This is a genomic window from Nocardioides sp., from assembly GCF_030150155.1.
Taxonomy (GTDB): Bacteria; Actinomycetota; Actinomycetes; order Propionibacteriales; family Nocardioidaceae; genus Nocardioides.
The window spans coordinates 132,443-143,625 of sequence record NZ_JASLGR010000040.1 but is presented as its reverse complement, the minus strand read 5'-3'; the positions used below and the strand labels follow the sequence as shown (position 1 = coordinate 143,625).

Annotated in this window: 10 protein-coding genes and 1 pseudogene; 3 read left to right on the top strand and 8 right to left on the bottom strand. The window is 69.3% G+C overall.

Annotated elements, in window-relative coordinates; translation table 11 throughout:
• Window positions 1–213 precede the first annotated feature (213 nt).
• Entirely contained in the window at window positions 214–1,983 is a 1,770-nt protein-coding gene (pknB, locus tag Q1V88_RS13265; protein WP_300681701.1) for a Stk1 family PASTA domain-containing Ser/Thr kinase, read from the top strand.
• A 146-nt stretch (window positions 1,984–2,129) separates the two neighbouring features.
• Here the strand turns inward: pknB and Q1V88_RS13260 are convergent, their stop codons facing one another.
• Complete coding sequence (locus Q1V88_RS13260; RefSeq protein ID WP_300681699.1) at window positions 2,130–2,606, bottom strand: cell division protein CrgA; 477 nt, start codon at window positions 2,604–2,606, stop codon at window positions 2,130–2,132.
• A gap of 19 nt (window positions 2,607–2,625) precedes the next feature.
• On the opposite strand from Q1V88_RS13260, the gene Q1V88_RS13255 reads away from it, so the two are divergent.
• Complete coding sequence (locus tag Q1V88_RS13255) at window positions 2,626–3,390, top strand: DUF881 domain-containing protein (RefSeq protein ID WP_300681697.1); 765 nt, start codon at window positions 2,626–2,628, stop codon at window positions 3,388–3,390.
• Here the strand turns inward: Q1V88_RS13255 and Q1V88_RS13250 are convergent.
• From Q1V88_RS13250 to Q1V88_RS13225, 7 genes and pseudogenes are all read right to left on the bottom strand, one after another.
• A complete protein-coding gene (locus tag Q1V88_RS13250; protein ID WP_300681696.1) occupies window positions 3,374–4,192 on the bottom strand; it encodes a rhomboid family intramembrane serine protease in 819 nt (272 codons plus the stop codon). The two genes, Q1V88_RS13255 and Q1V88_RS13250, sit on opposite strands and share 17 nt — an antisense overlap.
• Window positions 4,193–4,195: 3 nt before the next feature.
• Window positions 4,196–4,297 (bottom strand): annotated as a pseudogene (locus Q1V88_RS19605) (B-box zinc finger protein); the annotation flags it as partial.
• Between the two features lie 30 nt (window positions 4,298–4,327).
• Window positions 4,328–4,831, bottom strand: a complete 504-nt coding sequence (locus Q1V88_RS13245) for a peptidylprolyl isomerase (protein WP_300681694.1) — start codon at window positions 4,829–4,831, stop codon at window positions 4,328–4,330.
• A gap of 36 nt (window positions 4,832–4,867) precedes the next feature.
• Window positions 4,868–5,206, bottom strand: coding sequence for a DUF3817 domain-containing protein (locus tag Q1V88_RS13240; protein ID WP_300681693.1), 339 nt, complete (start codon window positions 5,204–5,206; stop codon window positions 4,868–4,870).
• Window positions 5,203–6,042 carry an SURF1 family protein gene (locus Q1V88_RS13235; protein WP_300681692.1) on the bottom strand — a complete coding sequence of 280 codons (840 nt, stop codon included), beginning with the start codon at window positions 6,040–6,042 and terminating at the stop codon, window positions 5,203–5,205. The genes Q1V88_RS13240 and Q1V88_RS13235 overlap by 4 nt, the downstream gene beginning before the upstream one ends.
• A gap of 67 nt (window positions 6,043–6,109) precedes the next feature.
• Window positions 6,110–7,177 (bottom strand): Glu/Leu/Phe/Val dehydrogenase dimerization domain-containing protein, encoded by a 1,068-nt coding sequence (locus Q1V88_RS13230; RefSeq protein WP_300681691.1) that lies wholly within the window; start codon window positions 7,175–7,177, stop codon window positions 6,110–6,112.
• Complete coding sequence (locus Q1V88_RS13225) at window positions 7,137–10,583, bottom strand: indolepyruvate ferredoxin oxidoreductase family protein (protein ID WP_300681690.1); 3,447 nt, start codon at window positions 10,581–10,583, stop codon at window positions 7,137–7,139. Before Q1V88_RS13225 ends, Q1V88_RS13230 begins: the two co-directional genes overlap by 41 nt.
• Before the next feature lie 152 nt (window positions 10,584–10,735).
• On the opposite strand from Q1V88_RS13225, the gene Q1V88_RS13220 reads away from it, so the two are divergent.
• Window positions 10,736–11,170: an Lrp/AsnC family transcriptional regulator gene (locus Q1V88_RS13220; RefSeq protein ID WP_300681689.1), complete on the top strand. Its 435-nt coding sequence runs from the start codon at window positions 10,736–10,738 to the stop codon at window positions 11,168–11,170.
• Window positions 11,171–11,183: the final 13 nt, after the last annotated feature.

The window sequence follows — 11,183 nt, the reverse complement described above, 5'->3', positions numbered from 1 at the left end:
CCGACCGGCAACCCCAAGCCGAGCAAGACCCCTAAACCGACGAAGTCCGCTACGGCCTCACCGTCGGCGAGCCCGTCTGACTCGACCAGCAGTTCACCGACTCCGACGGACACCTCGTCGGCAACGCCGACGACATCCCCGTCGTCCTCAACTACTCCGACGCCGTAGTCGAGAAACTAGAAAAACGCAGGGTGGTTTGGCACAGTGCGAGATATGACTCAGCCCCGTCTACTTGGCGGCCGCTACGAGCTCGACGGCGTGGTGGGCCGCGGCGGCATGGCCGAGGTGTACCGGGCGCGTGATATCCGGCTCGACCGGATCGTCGCGATCAAGACGCTGCGCGCCGACCTGGCCAGGGACCAGATCTTCCAGGCGAGGTTCCGCCGCGAGGCGCAGTCCGCGGCCTCGCTCAACCATCCGTCCATCGTGGCGGTCTACGACACCGGCGAGGACATGACCTCGGGCGTTCCGGTGCCGTACATCGTGATGGAGTACGTGGACGGCCGCACGGTGCGGGACCTGCTGCAGGAGGGGCACCGGCTGCTGCCGGAGCGGTCGCTGGAGATCATTGACGGGGTGCTGCGCGCGCTGGACTACAGCCACCAGGCCGGCATCGTGCACCGCGACATCAAGCCGGGCAACGTGATGGTGACCCGCAACGGCGACGTCAAGGTGATGGACTTCGGCATCGCCCGGGCGATGAGCGACGCCCAGTCCACGATGACGCAGACCGCCGCCGTGGTGGGCACCGCGCAGTACCTCTCCCCCGAGCAGGCCCGCGGCGAGCAGGTCGACTCCCGCTCCGACGTCTACAGCGCTGGCTGCCTGCTCTACGAGCTCCTCACCGGTCGTCCCCCGTTCGTCGGCGACTCCCCGGTGGCGGTGGCCTACCAGCACGTCCGGGAGAACCCGCAGCCGCCGAGCGACCACGACGCCGCGATCCCGGCGGCGCTGGACGCGATCGTGCTCAAGTCGCTGGCCAAGCGGGTCGAGGACCGCTACCAGTCGGCCGCCGAGATGCGCGCCGACATCGAGCGCTACCTGGACGGGCAGCCGATCACCACCACGCCGCCGGCCGTGGCCGCCGACGCGACGGCCGTGGCCGCTGCTCCGGTCGCCGCGACGGCGGTGGCGGGCAGCCCGATCCCGTTCCGTGACGAGGAGGAGTACGACGAGCCGCGCAGCCGTACCGGCCTGATCGTCGGGATCGGCGTGGTCCTGGTGGCGCTCATCGTCGGCGGCATCCTGCTGTGGCCCAAGCTCTTCCCGGGTGCGCCCGAGCAGGTCCAGGTGCCGAAGCTCGTCGGCCTCACCGAGGAGCAGGCCCGGGTCGCGATCGGCGACGCCGCGCTGCGGGTCAACGTCTCGGGCTACGAGAACTCCGACACCGTGCCGTCCGGCTCGGTGATCAGCCAGGACCCGACCCAGGGCACGTACGTCGACCCGACCGGCTCGGTCTCGATCGTCCTCTCCCAGGGCAAGGCCCAGGTGGAGGTGCCCTCGGTGACCGGCCTGACCCTGGCCGAGGCGACCTCCGCACTGGAGGCGAAGGGGCTGACGGTGAAGACCGAGAAGGTCGACAGCGACGAGCCCCAGGACACGGTCATCCAGGCGCTGCCCGCGGCGGGCCAGATGGTCAACGCCGGCACCGAGATCACGCTTCAGATCTCCAACGGTCCGAAGAAGGTCCCGAACGTGATCGGGATGCAGCAGGCCGATGCCGAGCAGAAGATCCGCGACCAGGGCTTCGTCCCGCAGGTGAAGACCGACCCGTCCTCGACGAAGCCGGCCGGCACCGTCACCGACCAGTTCCCCCGGGCGGGCAAGGGCGTCACCGCGAAGAAGGGCGACACCGTGCTGATCTTCGTCTCGACGTACACCCCGTCGCCGACGGCGACGCCGACGATCACGCCACCGGCCGGATGCATCACCCCGACGCCGGGTGTGGAGCTCCAGCCGGGCGAGATCCCCTGCTCCCAGTAGCCCGTTCATCCCCAGCATGGGGATGACTCTGTGGAGGAATTACACGCCTGTAGTTCTATCCACAGGGAAATCCCCAGGATGTGAAGAACCCGCCACCCCACGGGGTGACGGGTTCTTCTCGTCTGTGGATAACCAGGGGAGACGGCTCACTCCCAGCGGGTCGCGTAGGCGAAGCCCGTGGCCATGAAGCCGATGCCGACCAGCAGGTTCTTCTGCCCCAGGTCGTTCATCACCCAGATCGGCGAGAGGTCGTTGCTGAAGATGTAGAAGACGCAGATCCACGCCAGGCCGAGCAGGAAGCAGCCCAGCATGCCGACCACGACACCACGGCCACGGCCGAGCGGGGTGGACGGGTGCGCGGCGACCCACAGGCCGAGGAAGAAGACCACGAAGCCGATCAGGTAGTTCCAGTGACCCCAGTCCTGGAGGAAGCTCGGGCCTCCGGGCTTGCCGTCACTGCCCGGTCGCACGACCGCGTAGTAGAAGGCGATCCACGCGATCCCCACCACGATGAGTAGGAGCGAGATCAGGAACCGGACGGAGAAGATCTGGCCGCGCTGCGGGCCACCCAGTCCGGTGATGACGTCGGCGTTATCGCCGCGGGAGCGCTTCAGTCGGGACACGGGCCGTAGCCTAGGCCATGTGCCCACCCATGTGACCACCCCCGTTCACCGGACGCCCTCGCGCCGGTGGCGTCTTGGCACACCCCTGGTGGTGCTCGCCTGCGGAGCACTATTCGTGGTCAGCGCCCTCAACAGCGACGGCACCGACCTCCGCCCGGGGCGCTACAACAACCTCTCCCAGCTCGTCGCGAGCGAGGCCAACCGCTACCAGCGGCTCGAGGACCAGGTCCACACCATGACCACCCAGGTCAACGACCTCACCGCCCAGGTCTCCGACGGCTCCGTCAGCACCTACCGCCGCGAGGCGGCCGGCGTGCGCGAGGAGGCGGGGCTGACCAAGCTCACCGGCGAGGGCCTGACCATCACGATGAGCGACGCCCCCGACTCCCTGATCCAGCAGGCCACCGGCGACACCGCCACTCAGATGGTGGTCCACCAGCAGGACGTCCAGGCAGTGGTCAACGCGCTGTGGCGCGGCGGGGCCAAGGCGATCACGATCGCCGGCCAGCGGATCATCACCACCACCGGCATCAAGTGCACCGGCAGCACGATCACGCTGCAGGGAGTGCCGCACCCGCAGCCGTTCGTGATCGAGGCGGTCGGCTCGATCAACGAGCTCACCTCGGCACTCGACGACGACTCCTACGTCGCGATGTACCGGGCTCAGGCCGCGCAACCCACGATCGACATCGGCTGGGACATGACGCCGTCCTATGACCTGACGGCGCCGGCGTACACGGGTCTGCGCGACCTCAACTACGCGAAGGTCACGCCGTCAGAGTGAGGGTGCGGACCACCGCGAGCACGACCAGCACGGCCAGCATCGCTCCGACCGAACCCCACTGCAGGGTACGTCGACGGGGGCCGCGCGGGATCCACACGAACGCCGCGGCGATCAGCGCCCCGCCGATCAGGCCGCCGACGTGGGCCTGCCACGAGATCCCGGTGACGACGAAGCTGTAGACCAGGCTCAGCCCGATCCAGAACAGGATCCCCTGCGGAGGCTGACGGGTCCGCACGGCCATCACCAGCAGCGCGCCCAGGAGGCCGAAGACGGCACCGGAGGCACCGATCGTGAGGCCGTCCACTGGTCCAAGCCAGTACACCGCGATCGAGCCGCTCAGGCCGGCCAGCAGGTAGATCGCGAGGAACCGGGCGCGGCCGAACGCAGCCTCGAGCTGCGGGCCCAGCACCCAGATGTTGAAGACGTTGAAGAACAGGTGGATGAACCCCACCTGGGTGAAGATCGAGGTCACCAGCCGCCAGACCGCGCCGTCGGCGACGCCGGGCACCCAGGTGGTGTCGGGCCCCGAGGCGCAGACCTGCTCGGTCAGCCCCGGGTAGTACCCACCGGGGACCGTGCACTCGCCGTTGGGCATCAGGCCGATCCACTCGGTGATCCGCGAGGTCTCCCCGCCGGTGAGCTGGATCAGCAGCCAGATCGCGACGTTGATCGCGACCAGGATGATCGAGACCGACAGCCCGGTCGGGATGAGGCCGCCGTACGACGTCCGTGCCTCGCGCACCGACTTCTTGCCCTCGTGGAAGCACTCGGGGCACTGGAAGCCGACACTCGCGCTGATCATGCAGTCAGGGCAGATCGGGCGGTTGCAGCGCTGGCAGCGGATGTGCGCCTCCCGCCCCGGGTGCCGGTAGCACGTCGGGGCGGGAGGAACAGGTCCTGTCGACACTCGCGTCAGGGAGGGCTGATCAGACGATGATCAGTCGAGGATCTCGACCGAGTCGATCACGACGGGCTCGATCGGGCGGTCACCGGCGCCGGTCGGCGTGGTGCCGATCGCGTCGACGACGGCCTGCGAGGCAGCGTCGGTCACCTCACCGAAGATGGTGTGGCGCATGTTGAGCCACGGCGTGGCGGCGGTGGTGATGAAGAACTGCGAGCCGTTCGTGCCCGGGCCGGCGTTGGCCATGGCGAGCAGGTAGGGCTTGTCGAAGGTGAGCTCGGAGGTGAACTCGTCCTTGAACGTGTAGCCCGGACCGCCGGTGCCGGTGCCGAGCGGGCAGCCACCCTGGATCATGAAGTTGTCGATCACACGGTGGAAGCCGAGACCGTCGTAGAACGGGCCGGTCTTGCCGTTGCCGGTGTTGTAGTCCTTCTCGCCCTTGGCCAGGCCGACGAAGTTCTCCACCGTGGCCGGAGCCTGGTTCGGAAACAGCTCGATGGTGATGTCACCACGATTGGTGTGCAGAATCGCTGAAGTCACGCGGGGAGTCTATTCGTTCCGTGGTGAGAAGGGTGCTCAGGCGGTCGCGCCGGCAGCGTCTGCCGTGAACAGCGCCGGGTTCTCCCGCTTGAACTTCTCCGCCACGAAGTGCTCGACGAAGAACATCAGCACCGGGATCAGGCCCGCGATGATGATCAGCAGGACGAAGTTCAGGGACCAACGAGCCCGTCGGGTGAAGAGCACCGCCACCACCAGGTACGCCATGTAGACGTAGCCGTGCAGCATCCACAGCCACCACATGTCGGGGAACGAGTCATCGATGAGGTGGACGATGAGCCAGTCGACGCTGGCCACGAGGAGGCAGATGCCGACCAGGATGGCCAGGATCCGGTAGGCGGTGAAGAGCTTGGTCACGGCTTCGAGGCTACCGCCGGGGCCTGAGCCCGATCCCCTGCAGGGTCCCCTGCGCCACCGGCACCGTCGCCGCCGGCCTCGCCGTCGTCTCCGTCGCCGTCGTCACCCTCAGGCTCGGGGTGGCGCAGCTCCTGGACGTACTTCCACCACATCACGATCGCGAAGATCCCGAAGAACCACCACTCGAACGCGTACAGGAAGTTGCGCAGGCCCTCGCCGGCGTCGGTCTTGGGCATCTGCGCGAGGTCGGCGGCCTCGAGTCCGGCGGTCGGCTTCTGGTCGATCGCGTAGCCGCCGTACAGGTCCTGGTCGACGTGCTGGATGAGGTCGGCGATCCGCATCTGCGGCAGGACGTTGTCGGTGGGGTCGTTGTCGACCACCAGGGAGCCCTCGCCGGGCTGGAGCCATGCGGTCAGGGAGACCTCGCCCGTGGGCGAGGCGGGAACGGCGTCGATGCTGGGCAGCCAGCCGCGCACGACCGGGATCGCCGGAGCGGTGCTGGCGTCGGCGGCCGGGCCGACCGCGACCGAGGTCACGATCCAGTAGCCCTCGACGCCGTCGTGCTCACGCCCGCTGACGTAGACGGTGCTGTCGGGCAGCCAGGTCCCGGCGACGGTGACGGGTCGCCCCACGCCCTTGGCCGGGAACGGGTCGTCGTGACCGAAGACGTCGTCGAGCGGGACCGGCTTCTCCCGGGTCAGGTCGATCTGGGCCGAGGCACGATGCTCGTGCCACACACTCAGCTGCCAGTAGCCGAGCACGCAGGCCGCGGCGAAGAGCAGCAATCCGATCAGGTGGGCGCCCCACAAGCGTCGACTCCACCACGGCACAACCATGCCTCTCAGGGTACGTGGCGGCCCGAACCTCCCGCAGGTCCGGGCCACCACGGGCCGTTGATCGGGCTCAGCTGGCCTGCAGCTGTACGCCGCCGGCGGCCAGGATCCGGTCGCGCTGGAGGTCGGCCGCGGCGAGCGCCGTGGTGTGCGCCCCCTCGGCCTCGGTGAGCAGCGACTCGACCCGGTCACCGATCGCGTCGACCGCCTGGCCGATCCGGTCGTGGTCCCAGCCGACCCGCAGGCCGTGGATGTGGATCACGCCTCCGGCGTTGGCGACGAAGTCGGGGACGTAGAGGATCCCGGCCGCCTGGAGCTCGTCGGCGACCGACTCCTCACTGAGGGTGTCGTTGGCCGCACCGGCGATGAGGCGGCAGCGGAGCCGGTCCACGACCTCGCTGGTGACGACCTTCGCGGTCGCGCACGGCGCCCAGATGTCGACGTCGGCGCCGATCACCTGGTCGGGGGCCACGACGGCGCCACCGACCTCGTCGGCGACGACGCGAGCCCGGTCCAGGTCGACGTCGGAGACGCTGACCAGCGCCCCGGCAGCGGCGAGCTGGGTGGCCAGGGAGTGACCGACGTGGCCGACGCCCTGGACCAGCACCCTGACCCCGGTGAGGTCGGAGGCCCCGAGCCCGTGCACGGCACTGGCCTTGATCGAGGCGAAGACACCGCGAGCGGTCCACGGCGAGGGGTCCTCGGTGGAGCAGGTCGCGTCGGCTCCGGCGGCGCCCATCAGGGCGAGGTCGGTCGCGGTGGTGCCCATGTCGACGCCCGGCAGGTAGGTGCCGCCGAGGCGGGCCACGAACTCACCGAAGCGGCGCATTAGACCGTCGCGGTCGCGCGGTGCCAGGTCGAGGATGACCGACTTCGCGCCGCCGTACGGCAGGCCTGCGAGCGCGTTCTTGGCGGTCATCGCCCGCGCCAGCCGCTGTGCCTCGCGGGCACCGTCCCACAGAGTCGGATACGGCCGGAAGCGTACGCCGCCGAGGCCCGGCCCCAGGGTGGTGTCGTCGACGGCGATGACGGCCTGCAGGCCGAGCTCGGGGTCGGAGCAGAAGACGAGTTGTTCTGATTGCGTCGGGTCGGGCAGCTCAGTGGCTGTGGGAGACGCCAGACCGAGGGTGGTGCTCACCGGAGGTTCCTTTCGAGAGGGGGTGGGCCTCGAGGTCGTGGAGCAGCTCGTCAACGCGGGCGCGGTAACGCTCGACGTTGCCGAGTTTGACCTGCTCGTAGCCGCGCACGAGGTCCGGTGCGGAGGCGAGTTCGAGCAGGACCGACTGGGTCGCCGGGGTGAGGCGACGCAGTGCATCGGTGAAGGTCGCGGTGTACTCCGCGGCCAGCGCCTGCTCGGTGCGGCGGACGCTGCCGACACCGAACGGGTTGAGACGGCTGCCGCGCAGGAAGCGCATGCCGTACAGCAGCTTCAGCACCGGGGTGACCCAGCCGCCGAAGGCGATCTTGTGCTTGAGCCCCATCGCCCGCAGGACGGGCGGGTAGAGCAGGATCTTGACCTTCGCGTCCGAGCCGAACTCGGAGGCGACCTTGGCACCCTCGACCGAGTCGAGGTGCAGGCGGGCCACCTCGAACTCGTCCTTGTACGTGGTCAGCTTGAACAGCCCCTCCGCGTACGCGGCGGTCAGCTCCTCGCCGGCCGGGTCCTGCCCGACGGCGTCCGCCACCCGGCGTACGTCGGCGGCGAAACGGTCGGCGGCGGCACGGTTCTGCCACGCCTCGACCTCGGAGGTGAGGCGCTCCAGACGGGGACGCTCGTCGAGCACGGGGCGGTCGAGCAGCGCCTCGGGGGCGGCGATCGCGATCCGGCCGAGCCGGAAGGCGGCGAGGTTCTGCTCGACGGCCGCACCGTTGAGCCGGATCGCCTCGGTGATGGCGTCGGCGCTGATCGGCAGCACCCCGTGCTGGTAGGCAGCCCCGATCAGGATCAGGTTGCCCGGCAGGTGGTCGGCGAAGTGCGTCTGGGCGAGGCCATCGGCGTCGACGTAGGCGTTCTCCGAGCCGGTGGTGGCGGCGTCGATCCGGGTGCGCAGGTCCTCGACCGGCGGCATCGTGATCGAGGTGTCCTGCACCATCTGGGAGGTAGCGACCTCGCCGGTGTTGACCACCGCGATGCCGGTCGAGCGGATCGAGTCGAGCATCGACTCGGTGGAGGCACCGAGCGGGTCGAAGGCGAGCAGGACGTCGACGGTGCCACGGCCGGCCCGGATCTGACCGGTGATCGGCTCGGTGGAGAAGCGGACGTCGGAGATCACCGGACCGCCCTTCTGGGCCAGTCCGATCTGCTCGACGCCGGCAGCGAACCGGCCCTCGAGGAAGGCGGCCATCTGGAGGATCGCCGAGACCGTGACGACGCCGGTGCCACCGATGCCGGGCATCCGCACGAGCAGGTCGTCGCCGACCCGGCGACGGGGCTCGGGGAGCTCGACGTCGGGCACCGCGCGGGTGCGCGGCTTGGCCGACGGGGTGACCTTGACGAAGGACGGGCAGTCCCCGGCGAGGCAGGACATGTCCTGGTTGCAGGAGGACTGGTGGATCTTCGTCTTGCGTCCGAACTCGGTCGCTGTCGGCACCACGGATAGACATGTCGACTTATCGCCACAGTCGCCGCAGCCCTCGCAGACCCGCTCGTTGATCCAGATCCGCTCGGCCGGTGCGGGGGCCTTGCCGCGCTTGCGCAGCCGGCGCTCCTCGGTCGCACAGCGGTCGAGGTGCAGCAGGACGGTGACGCCCTCCTCCTCGGCCAGCTGGCGCTGCACGTCGGCGAAGTCGACGCGGTCGTGCACCGTGACGTTCTTGGCCAGGCGGCGGCCCAGCCGGGTGCGCTTCCACAGCTTCGGGTTCGAGGTCGTGATCGCGATCTTGCGCACGCCCTCCAGGGTGAGCCAGCGGGTCAGCTCGGGGATGTCCATCTGGCCGGCGGGGTGCTGACCGCCGGTCATCGCGACGACGTCGTTGACCAGCAGCTTGTAGGTGATCGTCGACTTCGCCGCCACCGCAGCGCGGATCGCCAGCGAGGCGGAGTGGTAGAACGTGCCGTCTCCGACGTTCTGGAAGAAGTGCTTGTCGGTGGTGAACGGCTCCAGGCCGAGCCACTGCGTGCCCTCACCACCCATCTGGGTCATGCCGGTGAGCTGGCCGCGCTTGCCCTCGTTCTCCAGGACCACCATCACGTGGCAGCCGATCCCGACACCGACGAGCTGGTCGGAGTCGGCCCGGGTCGAGACGCTGTGCGGGCAGCCGGAGCAGAACGCCGGCGTCCGCGCCGGCAGGGCCGCCAGCTGGAGGTGACGACGACGCGGGGCCGGCACCGTCAGCTCGGGCCTGCCCATCCCGGGAAGCACCCGGGTGAGGACGGCAAGGATCTCGTCGGAGAGCAGGGCGCTGCGCGGGCTGAGCAGCGGCGCACCGGACTCGTCGCGCTTGCCGATCACGGCGGGCGGGTTCGGGATGCCGAACAGCACCTCCTTGATCAGCCCCTCCAGGAAGCCGAGCTTGTCCTCGACCACGAGCACCCGCTCCACCCCGGCGAAGAGGCGCCGGGTGGCGGTCGGCTCGAGCGGCCACGGCATGCCGAGCTGAATCAGGCGTACGCCGTGCTCCTCGAGGTCCGCCTCGGTGGCGCCCAGATCCTTGAGCGCGGTGAGCAGCGACTGGTAGTTGAGGCCGGCCGCGACGATCGCGGTGCGGGGCTGGGTGGGCTCGAACGTGATCCGGTTCAGGCCGGCCGCCTCGGCGTACTCGCTGGCGCGGGCCAGGCGCAAGGTCATCAGGTCGAACTCGGCGTCGAGGTTCGTCGGCGGCAGCAGCACCGGCGGGGTGAAGGTGCGTTCGCGGTGCAGGTCCGGGATCGCCTCGGCCAGGCCGTCGACGTTGACGATCGCCGAGGAGTCAGCGACGTCGGCGACGATCTTGAGGCCGGTCCACAGGCCGGCGTGCCGCGACATCGCGATCGCGTGCAGCCCGAAGGTGAGGATCTCCTCGACCGAGCCGGGCGCCAGGATCGGCATGTACATCGAGCGACACATCGGCTCACACGAGCTCGGCACCGTCGAGGACTTGCTCGACGGGTCGTCCCCGATCCAGGCGACGGCGCCGCCCAGCGGCGAGGTGCCGGAGATGTTGCCGTGCCGGATCGCGTCGGCGGCCCGGTCCAGACCCGGGTTCTTGCCGAACCAGATCCCGGTGACACCGTCCACGGTGCGGTGCTCAAGCTCGCCAAGCAGCTGCGTGCCGGCCACGGCGGTGGCCCCCAGCTCCTCATTGAGGCCCTGACGGAAGACGATCCCGGCCTCGTCGATGAGGCGCTGGTGGCGGCCGACCTCGAGGTCGATCGTGCCCAGCGGCGAGCCCTGGTAGCCCGACAGGAACACCCCTGTCCGCAGCCCCCGGGCCTCATCGAGACGACGCTGGTCCAGCATCGTGCGGACGAGGGCCTGGATGCCCGAAATCATCACGTCACCGGAGGTCGCGGTGTACCGCTCCTCCAACGACGTCACTGCGCGGTTCTGCGTGGTCACGCCCATGCCGCACCTCCCGAATGTGTCTCGGATCACACTGTTGTCGACCTGGACGCGCCGAGAAATATCGGCGCATGAAACTGTTCTATCTCGCGTGAACGTGTCGTCGAGGGTGCGACGGACCACAGGATTCGTGCGTGGATTTGTAGGATTCCTTCGTGGACGCGATCGATCGCCAGATCCTGGATCTGCTCAGTTCGAATGCCCGCCGCCCGATCGCCGAGATCGCCGATCGAGTGGGCCTCTCGGCTGCGCCCGTGAAGCGCCGGATCGACCGTCTGGAGCGCGACGGCGTGATCACCGGCTACACCGCGGTGATCAACCACGCCGCCACCGGGACCGCCCTGGAGGCGTTCATCGAGATCCGGGTGCTGGGCTCGATCGAGACCCAGGAGGTCTGGGACGACCTCAAGGCGATGCCCGAGGTGGTCCAGATGCTCACCATCGCCGGTGACCCCGACGGCCTGCTGCGCGTGCGGGTGGACAACGTCGACCACCTCGCCCGGGTGGTCAATCGGATGCGCAAGACCGGCAAGCTGATCGGCACCAAGACCCTGATCGTGCTCGACGAGCTCTCCCCGACGCGGCCCTAGCCTCCCCCCGGCG